The sequence below is a fragment of the Ruania alkalisoli genome (assembly GCF_014960965.1).
In the GTDB taxonomy this organism is placed as follows: domain Bacteria; phylum Actinomycetota; class Actinomycetes; order Actinomycetales; family Beutenbergiaceae; genus Ruania; species Ruania alkalisoli.
On record NZ_CP063169.1, the window covers coordinates 3,465,667 to 3,486,093 of the forward strand.

At 68.0% G+C, this 20,427-nt stretch carries 17 protein-coding genes; 2 read left to right on the forward strand and 15 right to left on the reverse strand.

The genetic code is table 11. From position 1 onward, the window contains the following. Nucleotides 1-7: 7 nt before the first annotated feature. Both htpX and IM660_RS15440 read right to left on the reverse strand, forming a co-directional pair. Nucleotides 8-895: a zinc metalloprotease HtpX gene (htpX, locus tag IM660_RS15435; protein ID WP_193496707.1), complete on the reverse strand. Its 888-nt coding sequence runs from the start codon at nucleotides 893-895 to the stop codon at nucleotides 8-10. Nucleotides 896-942: 47 nt separating this feature from the next. Beyond that, nucleotides 943-2,331 (reverse strand): FAD-dependent oxidoreductase, encoded by a 1,389-nt coding sequence (locus tag IM660_RS15440; RefSeq protein ID WP_193499547.1) that lies wholly within the window; start codon nucleotides 2,329-2,331, stop codon nucleotides 943-945. A gap of 217 nt (nucleotides 2,332-2,548) precedes the next feature. Here IM660_RS15440 and rarD point away from each other — a divergent pair, with 217 nt between their 5' ends. After that, nucleotides 2,549-3,484 carry an EamA family transporter RarD gene (gene rarD, locus IM660_RS15445; RefSeq protein WP_246464981.1) on the forward strand — a complete coding sequence of 312 codons (936 nt, stop codon included), beginning with the start codon at nucleotides 2,549-2,551 and terminating at the stop codon, nucleotides 3,482-3,484. A gap of 74 nt (nucleotides 3,485-3,558) precedes the next feature. Continuing rightward, nucleotides 3,559-3,960 carry an arsenate-mycothiol transferase ArsC gene (locus tag IM660_RS15450; RefSeq protein WP_193496709.1) on the forward strand — a complete coding sequence of 134 codons (402 nt, stop codon included), beginning with the start codon at nucleotides 3,559-3,561 and terminating at the stop codon, nucleotides 3,958-3,960. A gap of 98 nt (nucleotides 3,961-4,058) precedes the next feature. On the opposite strand, the gene IM660_RS15455 is transcribed toward IM660_RS15450, so the two are convergent. From IM660_RS15455 to IM660_RS15515, 13 genes are read right to left on the reverse strand one after another with little or no spacing between them, the layout of a single operon-like run. Then, the gene (locus IM660_RS15455) at nucleotides 4,059-5,063 is read right to left on the reverse strand and encodes a polyprenyl synthetase family protein (protein ID WP_425503842.1); all 1,005 of its coding nucleotides are present in this window, start codon (nucleotides 5,061-5,063) and stop codon (nucleotides 4,059-4,061) included. After that, entirely contained in the window at nucleotides 5,060-6,622 is a 1,563-nt protein-coding gene (nuoN, locus tag IM660_RS15460) for an NADH-quinone oxidoreductase subunit NuoN (protein WP_193496710.1), read from the reverse strand. Before nuoN ends, IM660_RS15455 begins: the two co-directional genes overlap by 4 nt. Then, nucleotides 6,619-8,172 carry an NADH-quinone oxidoreductase subunit M gene (locus tag IM660_RS15465; protein ID WP_193496711.1) on the reverse strand — a complete coding sequence of 518 codons (1,554 nt, stop codon included), beginning with the start codon at nucleotides 8,170-8,172 and terminating at the stop codon, nucleotides 6,619-6,621. Before IM660_RS15465 ends, nuoN begins: the two co-directional genes overlap by 4 nt. A gap of 12 nt (nucleotides 8,173-8,184) precedes the next feature. Next, nucleotides 8,185-10,116 (reverse strand): NADH-quinone oxidoreductase subunit L, encoded by a 1,932-nt coding sequence (gene nuoL, locus IM660_RS15470; RefSeq protein WP_193496712.1) that lies wholly within the window; start codon nucleotides 10,114-10,116, stop codon nucleotides 8,185-8,187. Nucleotides 10,117-10,122: 6 nt separating this feature from the next. After that, the gene (gene nuoK, locus IM660_RS15475; protein WP_159622880.1) at nucleotides 10,123-10,422 is read right to left on the reverse strand and encodes an NADH-quinone oxidoreductase subunit NuoK; all 300 of its coding nucleotides are present in this window, start codon (nucleotides 10,420-10,422) and stop codon (nucleotides 10,123-10,125) included. Then, the gene (locus IM660_RS15480; protein ID WP_193496713.1) at nucleotides 10,419-11,381 is read right to left on the reverse strand and encodes an NADH-quinone oxidoreductase subunit J; all 963 of its coding nucleotides are present in this window, start codon (nucleotides 11,379-11,381) and stop codon (nucleotides 10,419-10,421) included. Before IM660_RS15480 ends, nuoK begins: the two co-directional genes overlap by 4 nt. Beyond that, nucleotides 11,378-12,106 carry an NADH-quinone oxidoreductase subunit NuoI gene (gene nuoI, locus IM660_RS15485; RefSeq protein WP_193496714.1) on the reverse strand — a complete coding sequence of 243 codons (729 nt, stop codon included), beginning with the start codon at nucleotides 12,104-12,106 and terminating at the stop codon, nucleotides 11,378-11,380. Before nuoI ends, IM660_RS15480 begins: the two co-directional genes overlap by 4 nt. Further along, the gene (nuoH, locus tag IM660_RS15490; protein WP_193496715.1) at nucleotides 12,099-13,484 is read right to left on the reverse strand and encodes an NADH-quinone oxidoreductase subunit NuoH; all 1,386 of its coding nucleotides are present in this window, start codon (nucleotides 13,482-13,484) and stop codon (nucleotides 12,099-12,101) included. Before nuoH ends, nuoI begins: the two co-directional genes overlap by 8 nt. Continuing rightward, nucleotides 13,481-16,129: an NADH-quinone oxidoreductase subunit G gene (locus IM660_RS15495; RefSeq protein ID WP_193496716.1), complete on the reverse strand. Its 2,649-nt coding sequence runs from the start codon at nucleotides 16,127-16,129 to the stop codon at nucleotides 13,481-13,483. Before IM660_RS15495 ends, nuoH begins: the two co-directional genes overlap by 4 nt. Next, nucleotides 16,126-17,430 carry an NADH-quinone oxidoreductase subunit NuoF gene (gene nuoF / locus IM660_RS15500; protein WP_193496717.1) on the reverse strand — a complete coding sequence of 435 codons (1,305 nt, stop codon included), beginning with the start codon at nucleotides 17,428-17,430 and terminating at the stop codon, nucleotides 16,126-16,128. The genes IM660_RS15495 and nuoF overlap by 4 nt, the downstream gene beginning before the upstream one ends. Beyond that, nucleotides 17,427-18,263 carry an NADH-quinone oxidoreductase subunit NuoE gene (gene nuoE, locus IM660_RS15505; protein WP_193496718.1) on the reverse strand — a complete coding sequence of 279 codons (837 nt, stop codon included), beginning with the start codon at nucleotides 18,261-18,263 and terminating at the stop codon, nucleotides 17,427-17,429. The genes nuoF and nuoE overlap by 4 nt, the downstream gene beginning before the upstream one ends. Then, nucleotides 18,263-19,627, reverse strand: coding sequence for an NADH-quinone oxidoreductase subunit D (locus IM660_RS15510; protein ID WP_193496719.1), 1,365 nt, complete (start codon nucleotides 19,625-19,627; stop codon nucleotides 18,263-18,265). Before IM660_RS15510 ends, nuoE begins: the two co-directional genes overlap by 1 nt. Further along, complete coding sequence (locus IM660_RS15515) at nucleotides 19,627-20,322, reverse strand: NADH-quinone oxidoreductase subunit C (RefSeq protein ID WP_246465336.1); 696 nt, start codon at nucleotides 20,320-20,322, stop codon at nucleotides 19,627-19,629. The genes IM660_RS15510 and IM660_RS15515 overlap by 1 nt, the downstream gene beginning before the upstream one ends. Nucleotides 20,323-20,427 lie beyond the last annotated feature (105 nt).

Genomic DNA, 20,427 nt, shown 5'->3' on the forward strand with positions numbered 1-20,427 from the left:
GCCTGTCTCAGCGCTCCCAGCCGCCGCGAGCCATCTCCTCCAACCGGGAGATGCGCTCCGCCATCGGCGGGTGAGTGGCGAAGAGCTTCGAGACAGCCCCGGCCTTGAACGGGTTGGCGATCATCAGGTGCGAGACGTCGGCCAGGTCACCGTCGGGGCGCAGCGGTCGCGCCGCCGTCCCCGTCTCCAGCTTCCGCAGCGCGGAGGCCAGGGCGAGCGGATCACCGGAGAGGTTCGCACCCTCGGCGTCCGCATCGAACTCCCGGGTGCGGGAGATGGCCAGCTGGATCAGCATCGCGGCGAACGGCGCCAGCAGCGCCATCGCGAGCATGCCGATCATCCCCAACGGCCCCGAGTCCCGCTCGCGGCCTCCCCCACCGAAGAACAGCAGGAACTGGGCAACCGAGGTGATCACACCGGCCATCGCCGCAGCCACGGAGGATGTGAGGATGTCCCGGTTGTAGACGTGGGAGAGCTCGTGGGCGAGGACTCCACGTAGCTCCCGCTCGTCCAGCAGCCGCAGGATGCCGATGGTGCAGCACACGGCGGCGTTTCGCGGATTACGGCCGGTCGCGAAGGCGTTCGGCGCCTCGGTCGGGGAGATGTACAGCCGCGGCATCGGCTGGCGTGCCTGCGTGGCCAGCTCGCGCACGATGGCATACATCGCCGGTGCCTCCGCCTCGCTCACCGGGCGTGCGCGCATCGCACGGATGGCGATGGTGTCCGATCGCCAGTAGGAGACGAAGGTGGACACCACGCCCACACCGGCGAATACCCAGATCCAGATCGAGTTGCCGGTCCCGTTCGTGACGAGCGCCCCGAGGCCAAGAACCACGGCCCAGAGGACACCGAACAGTGCCGCCGTCTTCAGGCCGTTCGCCCAGCTGCGCGTCACTGTCGATCCCTTCTGCTCGGATGCAGAGCAGGAGGGCGATCACGCGATCACGCGCGAGCGGTGACTCCGCGTGAGATCTCGGTCATCTCTTCGCGCGGGACCACCTTGACGCGTTCCCGTCCTTGCTCTTCACCGAGGGAACGCTCGTAGGCGTCCAGGAGTTCCCAACCCTGCCACGTGGTGTACGGCACACCTTGGTTCTCGAGACGTTCGATGATCGCGTTCGGGTCGCGTTCGGGCGCCGGGGTGAGCGTGCCGTCCTCGAACCCGCTGGTGACGTCCTCGACGAGATGACGGATCGTCTCAGCTGCGTCGGACTTCGTATGGCCGATCAGACCGACCGGCCCGCGCTTGATCCACCCGGTGGTGTACAGGCCCGGGATGTGCTCCCCATCAGCACCGAGCACGCGGCCGCCGTCGTTCGGGATGACTCCGGCTCCGTCGTCGAAGGGGACGTCCGGAAGCGGGGAGCCGAAGTAACCCACGGCCCGGTAGACGGCCTGGATCTCGAAGTCCTCGAACTGATCGGTGCCGCGGACGTTCCCGTCACCGGTGAGCTCTGTCCGTTCGGTGCGCAGCCCGACGACTTTGCCGTCGGCACCCAGCACCTCGTGCGGCTTGTGCAGGAAGTGCAAGTGGATCCGGCGCGATGCGGTGAGTTCGCTCGGGTCCCGTAGCGTCCAGTCGGTGAGCGTCTTGACGACCTGCTTGGTCTGGTTGGAGGACCGGATCGCCTCCTCCGATCCCTCGTCGAAGTCGAAGTCCTCCGGATAGACGACGATGTCGACGTCGGGGACGTGCCCGAGCTCACGCAGCTCCAGCGGAGTGAACTTCACCTGCGCCGGCCCGCGCCGACCGAACACGTGCACGTCGGTGACCGGGCTCTTCGCCAGCCCCTCGGCGACATTCGCCGGAATCTCGGTGGGCATCAGATCCTCGACATGCTTGGCCAGGATGCGGGCGACATCCAGGGCCACGTTCCCCACCCCCAGGACGGCGACGTGCTGGGCTTCCAGCGGCCAGGTGCGCGGGACGTCAGGGTGACCGTCGAACCAGGAGACGAAATCGGCCGCCCCATAGCTGCCGTCCAGGTCGATCCCGGGGATGTTCAGGTCCGCATCGCGGATAGCACCGGTGGAGAAGATGACGGCGTCGTAGTACTGACGCATGTCCTCCAACGTGAGGTCGGTGCCGAAGTCGACGTTGCCGATGAGCCGGATGTCGCCCCGCTGCAGCACCTTGTACAGGGCGGTGATGATCCCCTTGATCCGCGGATGGTCCGGGGCGACGCCGTACCGCACCAGCCCATAAGGCGCCGGCAGCCGCTCGAACAGGTCGACCTCGACTTCGAGATCGGACTTCGACAGGATGTCGGCAGCGTAGATGCCGGCGGGGCCGGCCCCAACGATGGCAACGCGGATCTGGGTGGTAGGCACGGGGTCGGATGCCTCTTTCGAATCGGTCGGAGGGCACCGGAGTGCCGCGGTCAGAAGGCGATCTGGCCCCCAGTCTAAGGGTTGCCTCACCGATACGACCTGGACGGCCATTCGTCTCACTCTGCGATCAGAGTTGTCCCGACTGGAGAACCAGCGGACCGATGGCGAGTACGACGTCGCTGGATCCGTAGGCCGCGCGGGCGGGTACGTTGAGCCAGTGCCGATACCAGAGCGACCCCTGCAGCCCCGGCTCGATCCGCGCGGGCTGGCTGCCGGGATCGGCGGGTACGCGTGGTGGGGTCTGCTCCCGCTGTACTTTCCGCTCCTGGCGCCCGCCGGCCCACTGGAGATCACCGCTCACCGCATCGTCTGGTCACTGCTGGCGTGCGTCGGCCTGCTGGCCGTCCTGGGCCGCCTGCGCCAGCTGACAGGTCTGCTGCGGGACCGGCAGGTGACGGCACGACTGGCCCTGGCAGCAACCCTGCTGTGTGCCAACTGGGTCGTGTTCGTGCTGGCCGTCGTCTCCGGCCATGTGGTCGACGGCGCCCTGGGGTACTACATCAACCCGCTGATCACGGTGGTCCTGGCTGTTGTCGTGCTGGGTGAGAGGTTGCGACGAGCGCAGTGGATCGCTGTCGCCTTCGGAGCTGCTGGTGTACTCGTGATCGCCATCGGATATGGCGCGTTCCCGTGGATCTCGTTGGTGCTCGCCCTGAGTTTCGGTGGCTACGGCCTGGTGAAGAAGCAGGTGGGCGCCCGGGTGCCGGCGCTGCCAGGACTCGCGGTGGAGACCATGGTGCTCGCACCCGCTGCCGTGATCTTCCTGGTGGTGCTCGCCGTCACCGGCCAAGGATCGTTCGGCCAGCCGGGTACTGCCGGCATGCCCGCCACCGGACTGGCACTCCTGCTGATGGCTGCTGGCGTCGTCACCTCAGTCCCGCTGGTGCTGTTTGCCTCGGCAGCCCGGCGCCTGCCGTTGGCGATGGTGGGACTGCTGCAATACCTCACCCCGACGATGCAGTTCCTCACGGGCGTGCTGATCCGCGAGCAGATGGACGCCGGCCGCTGGGCTGGCTTCGCGCTGGTCTGGATGGCCCTGGTAGCGCTGACCTGGGACGGGCTGCGCATGGGTCATCGGCGGCGCCGCGGGTGACCCTTCATCGTCGCCTGCTCCCTCCCTCGGACCCTAGACTCAACCACTGGACCTTCACCCGAGCAGGAGATGCCATGCCCAGTGTGTTGTTCGTCTGTGTGAAGAACGGCGGCAAGTCACAGATGGCTGCAGCCCTGATGCGGGCCCGCGCCGGTGAGCGCATCACCGTGCACTCCGCTGGCACGAGACCCGGGACGAGCCTCAACGGCGAGTCCGTCGCCTCACTCACCGAGGTGGGCGCCTCGGTCGAGGGTGAGCACCCCAAGCCCGTCGATCCACGGCTGCTGGACGAGGTGGACCGAGTGGTACTCCTCGGCTCGGAGGTCGAGCTGGAGCCGGGGTCTGCCCCGGTGGAGAGGTGGGAGACCGACGAACCCTCCGAACGTGGCATCACCGGGATGGAGCGGATGCGACTCGTCCGGGACGACATCGCAGCCCGGGTGGACCGCCTCGTCTCGGAGCTCGGCGCCGGCTGAGCATGGGCTGCGCGACGGCGGCCTGAGTGTCGATTCTTCGCGCAGGAACGACACTCACGCCACCCTCGTGGGGCCGACCCAACGAGACTGAGTCCTCCTCAGGCCATCCGGTCCACGAGCAGCCCGGCGAACACCTCGAGCGCTTCCCGCTCCGCCGACTCCGGCAGTGCCGCCAGCTCGGCTGTTGCCTCCCCGGACCACTGACGCGCCATCTGCCGCGCCTCCTCGAGCACGTCGTGCTCTCGCAGCCGTTGCAGCACATCGGCGAGGGTGTCATCAGCGCCCAGGTCGGAGTCCAGGTCGGCCAGGAGCTGCTGCCCCGCGGCGTCCAGCGTCCCGGCGCCGGCCCTGGCACGCAGGAGGAGCACAGGCATCGTGGCCACTCCTTCCCGTAGATCCGTCCCTGGTGTCTTACCGGTCGTGTCGGAGTCCGAGGTCAGGTCGATCACATCGTCGGCCAGCTGGAACGCCACACCGACCTTCTCCCCATAGCGGACCAGCGCGTCCTGGATCGAGGGGTCGGCACCCGAGAGCATCGTCCCGTAACAGGCCGCGGCCGCGATGAGCGAACCGGTCTTGTCCGCCAGTACCTGCAGGTAGTGCTCGATCGGATCCTCATCCTCGGATGGGCCGAGCGTTTCGTGCAGCTGCCCCATCACGAGCCGTTCGAAGGCGTCGGCCTGCACCCGCACCGCCCGCGGTCCCAGTTCCGAGACCAATTGCGAGGCACGCGCGAACAGCAGGTCTCCGGTGAGGATCGCCACCGAATTGCCCCACACCTCGTGCGCACTGGGTGCGCCACGCCGCAGCGGGGCCGAATCCATGACGTCGTCGTGATAGAGAGTCGCCAGATGAGTCAGTTCGGTAGCGACCGCGGCCTGACGGACCTGCTCGTTCACGCCGTCCCCGAACTGGCTCGTGAGCAACACCAGGACCGGCCGGATCCGCTTCCCGCCGGCAGCGAGCAGGTGCCGGGACGTTTCATCCACGATGCGCTCGGCGTGACTGGCCGCCGCGCGCAGGCGTCGCTCGATCTCGTCTAGCTCATGGCCCATGCGCGACTCCAGCTCGGAGTCGCCCATGGCGGGTACGGATGTGGTCACAGCATGAACTTAGTCGCTTCGGAGGCGAGGGACAGAATCGGCGTCGGAACCACGCCCAGCACGACCGTTGCGACGGCGCACACAGCGACCGCGATCGCCGTGGTGCCCTCGGTGCGCACCACGGTCGAACCAGCATCCTGGTCAGGATCGGTGAAGAACATCAGCACGATCATGCGCACGTAGAAGAATGCGGCGGCCCCACTGGCCAGCACCGCAACCACCACCAACGGCCATGCACCGCCCTCGACTGCCGCGGCGAACACCGTGAACTTGCCGACGAAGCCGGCCGTCAGGGGGATCCCGGCGAAGGAGAGCAGGAACAGTGTGAAGCACGCGGCGAGCACCGGGTGCCGCCGGCCGAGCCCGGCCCACTGCTCCACCCGGGTGGCCTCGCCGGTGACATTGCCCTCGGCGTCACGTTCACGCACGAGCGTCACCAGGCCGAACGCCCCGACCGTGGCCACCCCGTAGACGAGCAGGTAGAACATCACCGAGCTGATCCCGGAGGTGGTCAGAGCGATCACGCCGAGCAGGACGAAACCGGCGTGGGCGACCGAGGAGTAGGCGAGCATCCGCTTGATGTCGGTCTGGACGATCGCCAGCACTGTCCCGACGATCATCGTCAGGATCGCGATCGTCCACAGCAACGGGCTCAGGTCCCACGTCAGGCCAGGCACGACCGCGTAGAGGAAGCGCACCAGGGCCGCGAAGGCCGCGATCTTGGTACAGGCAGCCATGAAGCCGGTGATCGAGGTGGGCGATCCCTGATAGACGTCCGGGACCCACGAGTGGAACGGCACGGCCCCGACCTTGAACAGCAGCCCCACCAGCACCAGGACGACACCGGCGAGCAGCACGACGTCCATCCCCACCATCGCCGGGACGGCAACAGCGAGGTCGGCGAAACGCACCGAACCGGAGTAGCCGTACAGCAGTGCCAGGCCCATGAGGAAGAAGGCCGAGGAGAACGCCCCGAGCAGGAAGTACTTCAGCGAAGCCTCCTGGGAGAGGAGGCGCCGCCGTCGGGCAAGGCCCGCGAGCAGGTACAGCGGCAGCGAGAGCACCTCGAGGGCGATGAAGAGCGTCAGCAGGTCGGAGGCGGCCGGGAACACCAGCATGCCACCCACCGAGAACAGCACCAGCGGGTACACCTCGGTCTGGACGAGCCCCAGACGCCTGGCCTGTGCCTCATAGGCGGAACCGGGAGCGCCCGCGGCTGCGGGGGTGAACCCGTCCTCACCGCCGACACGGTCGGCGATCACCAGCATGCCCAGGAACGCGCACAGCAGCACGACGCCTTGAGCCAGCAGCGCAGGCGCATCCTCGACGATCGCCCCGCCGACCAGCTCGGCCGGCCCCTGCGCCTGCACCACGGTCCAGCGCCACGCGACGGTGACGAGAGCGGCGCCGAGCGCGACCACGGCGAGGATCACCTGCACCATCCGGCGCACGGCGTCCTTCACGAAAGCCTCGATCAGCACGCCGATCACGGCGGCGCCGAGCACGATGACGATCGGGGCCAGCGCGGCCCAGTCGATCGACGGCGGGACGAAGGTCATGAGGCGCTCCCGAGGATCGCGGCGAACTGGTCAGCGGCTGGCGTGAGCACGTCGAGCACCGGTGCGGGGAAGAACCCGAGCACCAGCATCGCGAGAACGAGCGGCACCATGGTCCACCGTTCCCGCCCTCCGAGGTCCGGGAGGTCCGACCGGTCCGGATCGACCGGACCAGTGAACACTCGCTGGTAGGCGAGGAGGATGTACAGGGCGGAGAGCACCACCCCGATGACGGCGAAGACACCCGCAGCCGGCGAGGCTTCGAAGCTCCCGAGCAGCACGAGGTACTCCGGGACGAAGCCGCTCAGCCCAGGCAGCGCGAGTGTCGCGAGGCCGGAGATCAGGAAGACCCCCGCCAGTACCGGGACCACGCGTTGCATTCCGGAGTAGGAGGACATCTGTGCCGAGCCGCCGCGCTGGGTGAGGAATCCGGCGACGAGGAACAGTGCTGCGGTCGAGACGCCGTGGGCGACCATGTAGATCATCGAGCCGACCATCGCCGTCTGCGTGCCGATGAAGATGCCGAGCACGATCAGGCCGAAGTGCGAGACCGAGGTGAACGCGATCAGCCGCATCACATCCTTCTGCCCGATGGCCAGTATCCCGCCGTAGATGATGGAGATGATCGCCAGCACCACGAGGTACGGCGCGACATTCGCGACCGCCTCCGGGAACAGCGGCAGGCAGATCGCGATCATCCCGAAGGTGCCGACCTTGTCCAGCACTCCGACGAGGAGTGCCGACGTCCCTGGCGGCGCCTCGGCGGCGGCGTCCGGGAGCCACGTGTGCACCGGGACCATCGGGGCCTTGATGGCGAATGCGATCAGGAAGCTGAGGAAGACCCACAGCTGCGCGGTGTAGTTGCCCTCGAGCGCACCTGCCAGATTGTCGAGGAGCAGCGCCTGCTCGCCACCACCGGTCTGCACGAGGAGGTAGATCACACCCGAGAGCATGACCAGTCCCCCGGCGAGGGAGTAGAGCAGGAACTTCAGTGCCGCCGGGCGCCGGTTCGGTCCGCCGAACACTCCGATCATGAAGTAGACCGGGATGAGCATCGCCTCGAAGACCACATAGAACGAGAACAGATCGCGGACGGCGAAGATGGCGACCATCATGGCCTCCAGCGCCAGCACCAGGGCCACATAGCCCGCCCGACGGCGGTCGAGGGCCTTCGCGTCCGGCTCGCCACTGCCCGTCTCACCCGGGCGTGCCCCGTCCGGTAGGCGCACCTCATGCCAGGCGGCGGCGATCACGATCGGGACCAGCGCGACGGCCAGGAGGATCATGACCAGTCCCAGGCCGTTGATCCCCACCGCCCATGAGGCTCCGATCGCCGGGATCCAGGAGTAGGTCTCGGAGAACTGATAACCGCCGCCGGCGTCGAAGCCCGGAACCATGGCGATGGCTCCCGCGAGAACCAGCAGGCTCACCGCCAGACCCAGCGGGCGCGCGACCTTCTGCACCCCCGGCACCAGCCAGATCACCGCGGCGGCCACCAACGGCACCGCCACGAGCAGAGAGAGCCAGGGCAGATCAACAAGGATGGAAGTCATGGATCCTCCGACTCAGACTCGCGTGGCGAGGACGACGACAACGGCCAGCACGACCCCGACCACCATGATCGAGGCGTAGCTGCGGACGAATCCCGTCTGCAACCTGCCCCACCATGTGCCCAGACCGACGGCACCGGACCCCAGACCGCGGGCTGCGCCGTCGACGACCGTGGTGTCGGCCTCGGTGAGCACCTCGGTGACCCGGGCGCCGGGCGTGGCGAACACGGCTTCGTTCACCGCGTCCTGGTACAGGTCCACGCGGGCGGCGCGGGTGAGCACGGAGCCCTCGGGCGGCGTGACCGGCACGGCACTCACCGCGTACTGGCGCCAGGCGATGAACGCTCCGGCCAGGACGATCGCGATCGTCGCAGCGATCAGGACCGGGATCGCGATCACCGGGTCGTGATGCTCCACGTGCCCGGTCACCGGCTCCAGCCAGTGGGTGAAGGTGTCCCCGATCGCAAGCAGGCCACCCAGAGCAACCGATCCAACGGCGAGGATGATCATCGGCACGGTCATCAGCGCCGGGCTCTCGTGCGGGTGCTTCACGGGAAGATCGCTGTCGTCGCCGTTCGCTGAGTCGCCATCGTTCCAGCGAGCCTTGCCGTGGAAGGTCATGAAGAACAGGCGTGACATGTAGAAAGCGGTGATGCCGGCGCCGAGCAGGGCGATCGGTCCGAAGACCCAGGGCTGCCAGCCCTCGCCGACGAACGCCGCTTCGATGATCTTGTCTTTGGACCAGAACCCGGAGAACGGCGGGATACCGAGGATGGCGAGCCATCCGGCTCCGAAGGTGATCCAGGTGATCTGCATTGAACGGCGCAGCGCGCCGAACCGGCGCATGTTCACCTCATCGCCCATGCCATGCATCACCGATCCCGCACCGAGGAACATCCCAGCCTTGAAGAACCCGTGCGTGACCAGGTGGAAGATGGCGAAGGCGTAACCGATCGGGCCCAGACCAGCGGCGAGCACCATGTATCCGATCTGGCTCATGGTCGACGCCGCCAGGGTCTTCTTGATGTCGTCCTTCGCACACCCGACGATCGCACCGAACAGCAGCGTGATCGCACCGATGATCGCAGCGACGAGCTGCGCCGTCGGGGCCCCCTCGAAGACCGGCGCCGAGCGGACGATCAGGTACACACCGGCGGTGACCATGGTGGCGGCGTGGATCAGGGCCGAGACCGGGGTGGGGCCCGCCATCGCGTCCCCGAGCCAGGCCTGCAGCGGGAACTGAGCCGACTTACCGCAGGCTGCGAGCACCAGCATCAGACCGGTCGCGGTGAGGATGCCCTCGTTCGTCCCCTCCGCCGCAGCGAAGACGGTCTCGAAGTCCACCGCCCCGATGGAAGCGAACATCAGCATCATCGCGATGAGCATGCCCATATCACCCACGCGGTTCATCACGAAGGCCTTCTTCGCGGCCACGGCGTACTCGGTGCGCTGGTTCCAGAACCCGATCAGCAGGTAGGAAGCCAGGCCCACGCCTTCCCAGCCGACGAACAGCAGGGCATAGGAGTCGGCCAACACGAGCACCAGCATCGCTGCCACGAACAGGTTCAGGTAGGCGAAGAACCGGCGGCGATTCTCGTCGTGCTCCATGTACGCCACGGAGTAGACGTGGATCAGGGCACCGACGAAGGTGATGAGCAGCACGAACGTCATCGAGAGCGGATCGACCAGCAGCCCGGCGTCCACGCTCAGGTCTCCGGCAGGGATCCAGGAGAAGAGATGAATGTCGTGGATGCGCTCAGTCTCGGGAAGGCCGAGCATCTCGATGAGGATCCCGATCCCCAGCAACGCAGCGGCCGCAGCAGCCACCACGCCGAGCCAGTGCCCCCAGGCATTCGTGCGCCTGCCACCGACGAGGAGCACGGCAGCACTGGCCAGCGGGATGGCGATCAGCAGCCAGGCAAGGTTCGTCAAGGGTGTGTCCTGCATGACCCCTCAGTTCTTCAGCAGGTTGGCGTCATCGAGCGACGCGGACCCGCGAGTTCGGTGAATGGAGACGATGATCGCCAGGCCGATCACGACTTCCGCCGCGGCAACCACCATCACGAAGAAGGCGATCACCTGCCCGTGCAGATCACCGTGCATCCGGGCGAAGGTGACCAGCATCAGGTTCGCAGCGTTCAGCATGAGCTCTACGCCCATGAAGGCCACCAGGGCGTTGCGCCGGACCAGCACGGTCACGGCGCCGATCGAGAACAGGATCCCGGACAGCACCAGGTAGTGCACCAGCGTCATCGCTCATCCCCCTCGTCGGTCTCCGGCAACAACGTGCCGGCCTCGTCCTGGTCTGCGTGGCCACGCTCGGCGGGTTCAGTCCCAGTGGCTCCCTCGGACTCAGTGGCCGTTCCATCGGTCTCGGGAGTCTCGGCCTCGAGCTGGGCCTCGTCGGTGGTGTCGAGCATCGGCAGACCTGATGCGATCATTGCCACCCGGCCCGTCTGCGCTGCAGCCTCCTCGTCCCGCAGCACTTGCCCGCGAACCCGCAGCACCGTGGTCACGGATGCGTCGAGCGTCTCACCTGTGGCCGCCAGCGCCGGCATGTCCGCCGAGTTCGTGCGTGCGTAGACGCCGGGCCCGGGTGCCGAGACCACCGCAGTCGCCGAGCCACTCTCGGCGAAGGTGGCGAGCTTCTTCTCCACGGTCTCGCGCTGGCCACGCTTGGGGCCGAGCCGGCGGCGGTGGCTGAGCACGAGTGCGCCTAGCGCAGCCGTGATGAGTAAAGCGGCGGTGAGCTCGAACGGGAAGACATAGTCGCCGAAGATCAGCCGGGCCACACCCACCGGGTTCGTATCCGCGTTCGCGGCCTCCAGACCAACGGGGCTGCCGAACGTCGCCCGGGTGACGATGGCGATCATCAACGCCACCAGTCCGAGGCCGCCAACGACCGCGATCCATCGCTGCCCAGCGAGTGTCTCGGTGAGGGACTCCGTGGAATCGACACCCACGAGCATGATGACGAACAGGAACAGCATCATGACCGCGCCGGTGTAGACCACGACCTGCGCCACGCCCAGGAACGGGGCCTCGAGCGCGATGTAGAGGACGGCGAGAGCGACCATGACGCCGGCGATACTGACGGCGATGTGCACGGGACGCCGCGCGAACAGCAGAGCGAGGGCACCCAGCACCATCAGCGGAGCAAGCACCCAGAACAGGACTGCCTCACCCGTGGAGAGCACGAGCTGCTCGGTCATCGCTTTCCTCCCTGCGCCCGGCCCGGATCGGCCGCGGACTCGAGGCTCGGATCCTCCGGCCGGTGCTCGCGGACCCAGTCGACCTGCTCGGGCGTGGGGCCGGTGACCGCACCGCGGTAGTAGTCGCCGTCGGTGGTCCCCTCGACCATCGGGTGGGGAGCCGAGAGCATGCCCGACCGTAGCGGCGCGAGCAGCTGATCCTTCTCGAAGATCATCTTCTCGCGGGTGGTGTCGGCCAACTCGTAGTCGTTGGTCATCGTCAGTGCGCGGGTGGGGCAGGCCTCGATGCAGAGCCCGCAGAAGATACAGCGCAGATAGTTGATCTGGTAGACCTTGCCGTACCGCTCGCCCGGGGCGTACTGGGCTTCCGGGGTGTTATTGCCCGCCTCGACGTAGATCGCGTCTGCCGGGCATGCCCAAGCGCACAGCTCGCACCCGATGCACTTCTCCAGTCCGTCCGGGTGACGGTTGAGCTGGTGCCGGCCGTGGTACCGCGGCGCCGTGGGCTTCTTCTCGAACGGGTACTGCTCGGTGACCACCGGCCGGAAAAGGGAGGCCATCGTGACGCCGAAACCGGCGACCGGAGCGAAGAACTCCTCGAGCGCGTTCTTGTCCTCGTCGCTGTCGACATCGAAGTTCTGGACGTCGTGGGTTGCTCCCATCGCCGTCTTCGTGGTGCGCGGCTCGGGACTACGCCCGCGCCCCTTGCCCGTGGAGTCAGCCATCGGTGTTCTCCTTGTCGGTGGCGGGTCCGGCGTCGGCCGGCGCGGTCACCTTCGCCCGGCGGGGCGAGGGAGGAAGGCTCTGGCCCGGTAGCGGCGGGACCGGGTAGCCGCCGGCGAATGCGTCGAACGCCTCCGCCTCCGCCGTCGCGGACTTCCGCGACCCCGGGGTTCCGGATCCGCCGGCCGTCGCAGCGGACGCACCGGCTGCTGGTTTCTTTTCCGGAATCAGCAGCAGGACGACCGCGAAGAGCACCAGAGCGCCGGCTAGTGCGAAGAGCAACGTCTGGAGGCTGATGTCGGTGAACTGACGCACGCCCTGGATCACTGCGACGCCGACCACCCAGGCGAGCGCGACGGGGATCAGCACCTTCCAGCCCAGGTTCATGAACTGGTCGTAGCGGAACCGCAGCAGGGTTGCGCGCAGCCACACGAAGAAGAACATGAAGCCCCAGAGCTTGATGAGGAACCACAGCAGTGGCCACCAGCCCTCATTGAACATGCCGTCGTTGATCGCCGAGAGCGGCCACGGAGCGCGCCACCCGCCCATGAACAGCGTGGTCGCGATCGCCGAGACATTCAGCATGTTGATGTACTCGGCCAGGAAGAACCAGGCGAACTTCATCGACGAGTACTCGGTCGTGTACCCGGCAACCAGCTCCCCCTCTGCCTCGGGCAGGTCGAACGGGAGCCGGTTCACCTCACCGGTCATCGAGATCAGATAGATGACGAAGGCCGGCGCGAGCGCGACCGACCACCACAACTGGGTCTGCGAGTTCACGATCTCGGAGGTGGACATCGACCCGGCGACGATCAGCACGCTGACCAGGGACAGGCTCATCGCCAGCTCGTAGGAGATGACCTGCGCCGTGGAGCGCACGGAACCGAGCAGCGGGTACGTGGAGCCCGAGGACCAGCCACCGAGCACGATGCCGTACACGCCGAGTCCGGCGATACCGAGGAAGTACAGCACGGACACCGGCAGGTCCGTCAGCTGCAGCGGGGTGATGATGTCGGTGAACGGGATCTGCACGGCGGGGCCGAACGGGATGATCGCGAAGATCATGAACGCGCAGAACACCGAGATCATCGGGGCGATCCGGTAGATCACCTTGTCCGCGCCCTTGACGGTGATGTCCTCCTTGAGCAGGAGCTTCAAGGCGTCCGGGATCGACTGCACGAGGCCGAACGGGCCGCGCACGTTCGGTCCGAGCCGCTGCTGGAAACGGCCGATGATACGGCGTTCGAACCACAGCGCGAACAGCACCGAGAGCAGCAGGAACACCAGGATGGCCGCGGCCTTGATGAACACCAGGCCGATGGTGTCGGCCGAGAAGTCCGCACCCGCCGAGGCGAGGACGGGAACGGTCGGCGGGGTCATCGCTGCACCTCCGAGGTGGGGACGGACAGGTCCACGACGCCTGGCGCACCCGTACCGAGCATGCGGTGCACCGAGGATCCTGGTGAGTGCTGCGGCAGCCAGACCACACGGTCGGGCATCGCCACGATCGAGGCCGGCAGGTCGATCGAGCCGGCTGGTCCGGCGACCCGCAGGAGCTGCCCCTCGGCCACACCGATCTCGGCGGCCGTCGCGGCGGACAGGTGCGCCACGGGCCGGCGTTGGGTGCCGGCCAGGTGTGGTTCGCCGTCCTGACCGCGGCCGGAGTCGAGCTGCAGACGCCACGTCGCGAGTACTGCCGTCCCCGGAGCCATGCTCCCAGGCTGATGACCCGGTCCGGGCGACACCTGGGGCGCACCGGCACGCTCACCGTCCCAGCCGCTGAACTCCGCGAGCTCGGCATAGAGGTCGTCGAGGCTCCGGGCGCCGAGATCGACGCCGGCGGCCCGGGCGACCATATCCAGCACGCGCGCATCGCTGAGGGAGTGGTCCTCGAAGACCGCGGCGAACGCCCGCGGCCGGCCCTCCCAGGTCAGGAAGGTGCCCGCCTTGTGCGTGGGTGGCGCCACCGGTAGCACCACGTCGGCATGCTCGGTGACGGCGGAGCGTCGCACCTCGAGCTGGACCACCGTGCCGACGGCGGCCAGGGCCGCCTCCGCCAGGGCCGGGTCCGGGAGGTCCTCGACGTGGACGCCACCGACGAGCAGAGCGCCGAGGTCACCATCGCGTGCAGCCTCAAGGATCGCCGTCAGATCGCGGCCAGGGGTGCTCGGCAACGATTCGACGCCCCACGCGGCTGCGACATCCACGCGTGCCTGCGCATCGGAGACAGGGCGGGCGCCTGGAAGCAGCCCGGGCAGCAGTCCGACCTCGACCGCGCCCCGGTCACCGGCGCGCCGCGGCACCCACGCCACCCGAGCGCCGGAGGCCTCGGCCAGTCGTTGCAGGGCGGTGAAGCCACCCGGCACGGTCGCGAGCCGCTCTCCGGCGAGGATGACTCCTCCTCGCAGGCGCTCGGCGAGGTCACCCAGCTCGACGCCGTCCGCCTCGGTGGCGCCTTCGGCCAAGCCCGTCAGCACGGCTGCTTCGGAGCCGGGAACGGTGTGGAACACGTCCGCCCGCAGCTTCGACGCCCCGCGTGTGGTCAGCGGTGCGATGGAGCTGACGTGCACTCCCCCGGCCAGCACGCCCTTGCGCAGTCGCAGGAAGATCGTGCCCGCTTCTTCCTCCGGCTCGAGTCCGACGAGCAACACCTCGCCCGCGCGCTCCAGGTCGCCGAAGGTGACCTCCATCGTCGAACCGGCCACGCGGTGGGCGAGGAAGTCGGCCTCTTCGGCCGAGTGCGCCCGGGCACGGAAGTCGAGGTCGTTGGTGCCCAGCACCACGCGGGCGAACTTCGACCACGCGTAGGCATCCTCGACCGTGAGCCGCCCACCAGGTAGCACGCCGACCCGCCCGTGGGCGCTCGTCAGTGCCTGTGCCGCCAGGTGCACCGCCTCGGACCAGCTCGTGGGAACCAGCTCGCCCGACTCCTCGTCCCGGACCAGTGGGCTGGTGAGACGGTCCGGCGCGCTCTGCCACGGGTGCGCGAAGCGGTCCTTGTCGGTGATCCACTCCTCGTTCACGGCCGGGTCGTCGCCGGCCAGACGGCGCAGCACCACACCGCGCCGGTGGTCGATACGGATCGCGCTTCCGCACGCATCGTGCTCGGCGATCGAGGGTGAGGAGACCAGGTCGAACGGACGGGAACGGAACCGGTAGGCCGCCGACGTCAGTGCTCCGACCGGGCAGATCTGGATCGTGTTGCCGGAGAAGTAGGAGGCGAAGGGACGCCCGGAGGCATCCAGTGCCGCTTCCCCGAGGGTCGGGGTGCTCTCACCGGTCCCGGCTGCCAGGGAGGGCTGACCACCCGGACCCACGGTGTCGCCGTCAGGGGCCTGCTCACCGCCGGCGAAGCCGAGGATCGCTTCATCGAACCGGCCGATCTGCTGGGCCGGAAGCCCGTGCTCGTCACTGCCTGGCGTGCCACCACCGCGACCCTGCAGATCGATGAACGGGTCCCCGGCGATCTCATCGGAGAATCGGGTGCACCGCTGGCACAGGATGCACCGGTCACGGTCGAGGAGGACCTGGGTGGAGATCTTGATCGGCTTCGGGAACGTGCGCTTGATCCCGGTGAACCGGGAGCTTCCGCTGCCGTTGGACAACGCCTGGTTCTGCAGCGGGCACTCACCGCCCTTGTCGCAGACGGGGCAGTCGAGCGGGTGGTTGATCAGGAGGAACTCGATCTGTCCACGCTGCGCCTTCTCTGCCACCTCCGAGGAGTGCTGGGTGCTCACCTGCATCCCCGGCATCACCTCCAGGGTGCAGGAGGCCTGGGGCTTGGGCATCGGGCGGACGTTGCCCTCCCGGTCCGGTGCGGCCACCTCCACCAGGCACTGCCGGCAGGCGCCGGCAGGCTTGAGCAGCGGGTGGTCGCAGAACCGCGGGATCTGGACCCCGATCTGCTCGGCCGCACGGATCACCAGCGTGCCCTTGGGCACAGACACCTCGACACCGTCGATGGTGAGGGTGACCTCCTCCGGCTTGGTGACCGCGGAGGTGGCAGTACTGGTCGTGGCGGTCATGAGGAGACTCCCGTGAACGCGGCGTTGGCTTCGTAGGGGAAGAGCTCCCAGGCCGGGGTATGCAACCCCTGCTCGAACTCGTCCCGGAAGTGCTTGATGGCACTCTTGACAGGCGTGGCCGCAGCATCGCCCAGCGCGCAGAACGAACGGCCTTCGATGTTGCCCGCGACGTCCAGCAGCAGGTCGATATCGGACTCGGTGCCCTCACCTGCTTCGAGCCGCTGCAGGATCTGCTTCAGCCAGAAGGTGCCCTCCCGGCAGGGGGTGCACTTGCCGCAGGACTCGTGCTGGTAGAAGTCGATCCACCGGCTCACGCAGCGCACCACCGAGGTGGTCTCGTCGAAGACCTGCAGTGCGCGGGTGGCGAGCATGGAACCGGCTGCTCCGACCGATTCATAGTCGAGAACGACGTCGAGGTGCTCGGCCGTGAGGATCGGCGTGGACGAGCCACCCGGCGTCCAGAACTTCAGCTCGTGTCCGTCCCGGATTCCCCCGGCCATGTCCAGCAGCTCACGGAAGGTGATCCCCAGCGGCGCCTCGTACTGGCCCGGCCGGGCCACGTGCCCGGAGAGGGAGAACAGCCCGTGCCCCTTGGACTTCTCGGTGCCCATCGAGGCGAACCAGTCGGCGCCGCGGCGCACGATCCCGGGGACCGAGGCGATGCTCTCGACGTTGTTCACCACCGTGGGGCGGGCGTAGAGCCCGGCGACCGCGGGGAACGGGGGCTTGAGGCGCGGTTGCCCGCGCCGGCCTTCGAGGGAGTCCAGCAGCGCCGTCTCCTCGCCACAGATGTAGGCGCCGGCGCCCGCGTGCACCGTGACCTCCAGGTCGTAGCCCGTGCCGAGGACGTCGGAGCCCAGGTAGCCGGCTTCCTTCGCCTCCCGTACGGCCGCGAGCAGGCGCCGGTAGACGTGCACGACCTCACCGCGCAGGTAGATGAAGGCGTGGTGGCACCCGATCGCCACCGAGGTGATCGCCACCCCTTCGATCAGCGCGTGCGGGTTGGCCATCATCAGCGGGATGTCCTTGCAGGTTCCCGGCTCGGACTCGTCGGCGTTGACCACCAGGTAGCGCGGTCCGCCGTCCGGCTTGGGCAGGAACGACCACTTCAGGCCGGTCGGGAAGCCGGCGCCGCCTCGTCCGCGCAGACCGGAGTCCTTGACCATCGTGATCAGCTCCGCCGGATCGGTCTCCATGGCCTTGCGCAGACCGTCATAGCCGTTCCGGGAGACGTAGGTGTCCAGCTTCCACGACTGCGGGGCGTCCCACAGGTCGCTCAGGACGGGTGCCAGGGTGCTCACGAGTCCGTACCCTCCTCGTCGGTGCTCTTCACCGGGTCAGCGTCGGCATCTCCAGGGGTGCGCGGCTCCCGCTCGGCACTGGAGCCCTCGTCACCGACCGGGTCCGTGCCGCTGGCAGCGGCCTGCGCTGCCACCTGCGGACCCGCGGCCTCCCCGGCCTCCTCCTCGCCGGGAACTCGCCAGCCGTTCTTGCGGGCCAGTTCGAGCCCGACGAGACTGGCGTGGCCGGCTCCCGGGCCCTCGTCGGCGTGACCGTCCTCGAACCCGGCCAGCACCCGGGAGACCTCCTTGAAGGTCGCGACCCGGTCGGCTCCACGTGAGGGTGCCACCGGCTCACCGGCGAGGAGCTTGTCCACAGTCTCCGCTGCCGTCGTGGGCGTCTGGTTGTCGAAGAACTCCCAGTTGATCACCATCACCGGCGCGTAGTCGCACGCCGCGTTGCACTCCACCCGCTCGAGCGTGATGGTGCCATCCTCGGTGGTCTCGTCGTGCCCGATCCCCAGCTTCGCCGCGAGGTGGTCGAAGATGGCGTCACCCCCCATGACGGCACACAGCGTGTTCGTGCACACGCCCACGGTGTAGGTGCCATTGGGGTGGCGCTTGTACTGGCTGTAGAAGGTGGCCACCGCGGAGACGGAGGCCCGGGAGAGATCCAGCACGTCGGCGCAGAACCCGATCCCGGCCGGGCTGACGTAGCCGTCCTCCGACTGGACCAGATGAAGCAGCGGCAGCAGCGCCGACCGTGGCTCCGGGTAGCGCGCGAGGATCTGCTGCGCGTCCTGCGCCAGGCGCTCGGCGACGTCGTCGGGATAGCTGGTCATGGATGTGGCCATCAGCGGTCCACCCCTCCCATCACCGGGTCGATCGAGGCGACGGCGACGACCACGTCGGCGATCGTGCCGCCCTCGCACATCATCCCGAGGGTCTGCAGGTTGTTGAACGACGGGTCACGGAAATGCGCGCGGTAGGGGCGAGTTCCGCCGTCGGAGACGAGGTGTACCCCGAGCACGCCCTTGGGGTGCTCGATCTGCTGGTAGACCTGCCCGGCCGGGACGCGGAAGCCCTCGGTCACCAGCTTGAAGTGGTGGATGAGCGCCTCCATCGAGGACCCCATGATCTGCCGGATGTGGTCCAGTGAGTTGCCCTGACCGTCACTGCCCACCGAGAGCTGGGCGGGCCAGGCGATGCGCTTGTCGGCGACCATCACCGGATGTTTGCCCTTGCGGTCCTGCGCCTCCAGCCGGCTGAGGACCTGCTGGACGATCTTCAACGACTCCCGCATCTCCTTGAAGCGGAGCACGACGCGGGCGTAGGAATCGGCGTCGGTGTGAGTGGGAACGTCGAAGTCGTAGGTCTCGTAGCCGCAGTATGGCTGCGACTTGCGCAGGTCGAAGGGCAGTCCGGCCGAGCGCAGGATCGGTCCGGCGGCGCCGAGCGCCATGGCACCGGCGAGAGGCAGGTATCCCACACCCTGAAGCCGTCCGAGGAAGATCGGGTTCTTCAGCGCGAGCTTCTCCAGCTGGCCGATTCGGTCGCGGATCTGCGGGATGTACTCGCGCACCATCTGGGTGGCACCGGGCGGCAGATCGACCGCCACGCCGCCGGGGCGGATGTAGGCGTGATTCATCCGCAGCCCGGTGATCGACTCGAAGATCTTCAGGATGTCCTCACGCGCGGTGAACGCGATCGTCATCATGGTGGTGGCGCCGAGCTCGTTCCCGCCGGTCCCGAGGGCGATCAGGTGGGAGGCCACCCGGTTGAGCTCCATCATCATCACCCGGATGAGCGTGGCTCGCTCCGGGACGTCGTCGGTGATGTCGAGCAGCTTCTCCACGGCCAGGCAGTACCCGACCTCCTGGAACAGCGGGGCCACGTAGTCCATGCGAGTGCAGTACGTCACCCCCTGGGTCCAGGTGCGGTACTCCATGTTCTTCTCGATGCCGGTGTGCAGGAAGCCGATCCCGCCGCGCGCCTCGGTGACCGTCTCGCCCTCGATCTCGAGAACGAGCCGCAGCACCCCGTGCGTGGACGGGTGCTGAGGACCCATGTTGACGACGATGCGCTCATCCGGGTTCGCCATCGCATCGGCGCTGATCTCGTCCCAGTCGCCACCGGTCGCGGTGTACTCACGTGCGCCGCCGGTATCACCGGCAGGACCGGTGGCGGTGGGCCGGGACGTGGAGGATGGAGTGGACATCAGTTGTACGACCTCCGGTTGTCCGGGGAGGGCACCGTGGCGCCCTTGTACTCGACCGGGATCCCGCCCAGCGGGTAGTCCTTACGCTGTGGGTGACCGGGCCAGTCGTCGGGCATCTGGATACGCGCCAGCGACGGGTGGCCGTCGAAAATGACGCCGAAGAAGTCCCACACCTCGCGCTCGTGCCAGTCGTTGGCTGGGTAGGTGTCGATGATCGACGGAATGTGCGGGTCCGCGTCGGGCACAGCGACCTCGAGACGGATCGCGCGGTTGTGCGTCACCGAGAACAGCGGGTACACCGCATGCAGCTCACGCCCCTCGTCCTCCGGGTAGTGCACGCCGGAGACGCCCAGGCACAGCTCGAACCGGAGGTCCTGGTCATCGCGCAGCGATCGCGCGACCAGCGGAAGATGCTCGCGGCGCACGAACAACGTGCACTCGTCCCGGAACACCACCACCTTCTCGACGGCGTCGTCGTAGTCCACGCCGGCCTCACCGAGCACCTCGGCGAGGACGTCAACCACCTCGTCGAAGTAGCTGCCATAGGGTCGCTGACTCGGTCCGGGAAGCGCCACGACCCGGCGCAAGCCGCCGAAGCCGGACGTGTCACCACTTCCACGGACGCCGAACATGCCCTCACGGACCTCGACGACGTCCAGCGGTGCCCGACCGGTCGACTCCGACACCTGCTCCAGGTGCTGCGAGCCCGCCTCCTGCGCCTCCTGCGAAGGGCTGGTGACCTGCTTGTCCTCGTCGTTCACGCGGCGTCCTCCTCGCATGAGAGCTGCGGTGCCTCGCTC

Bases quoted from the DNA above. Each gene is read 5' to 3' on its own strand.
- IM660_RS15510 (WP_193496719.1), bottom strand. From the start codon at position 19,627: ATGTCCACTCCATCCTCCACGTCCCGGCCCACCGCCACCGGTCCTGCC.
- nuoK (WP_159622880.1), bottom strand. From the start codon at position 10,422: ATGACGCTGGTGCACTACCTGGTGCTGTCCGGGATCCTGTTCTCGATC.
- IM660_RS15465 (WP_193496711.1), bottom strand. From the start codon at position 8,172: ATGACTTCCATCCTTGTTGATCTGCCCTGGCTCTCTCTGCTCGTGGCG.
- nuoL (WP_193496712.1), bottom strand. From the start codon at position 10,116: ATGCAGGACACACCCTTGACGAACCTTGCCTGGCTGCTGATCGCCATC.
- nuoN (WP_193496710.1), bottom strand. From the start codon at position 6,622: ATGACCTTCGTCCCGCCGTCGATCGACTGGGCCGCGCTGGCCCCGATC.
- nuoH (WP_193496715.1), bottom strand. From the start codon at position 13,484: ATGACCCCGCCGACCGTTCCCGTCCTCGCCTCGGCGGGTGCGGACTTC.
- IM660_RS15450 (WP_193496709.1), top strand. From the start codon at position 3,559: ATGCCCAGTGTGTTGTTCGTCTGTGTGAAGAACGGCGGCAAGTCACAG.
- nuoI (WP_193496714.1), bottom strand. From the start codon at position 12,106: ATGGCTGACTCCACGGGCAAGGGGCGCGGGCGTAGTCCCGAGCCGCGC.
- IM660_RS15480 (WP_193496713.1), bottom strand. From the start codon at position 11,381: ATGACCGAGCAGCTCGTGCTCTCCACGGGTGAGGCAGTCCTGTTCTGG.
- IM660_RS15495 (WP_193496716.1), bottom strand. From the start codon at position 16,129: ATGACCGCCACGACCAGTACTGCCACCTCCGCGGTCACCAAGCCGGAG.
- nuoE (WP_193496718.1), bottom strand. From the start codon at position 18,263: ATGGCCACATCCATGACCAGCTATCCCGACGACGTCGCCGAGCGCCTG.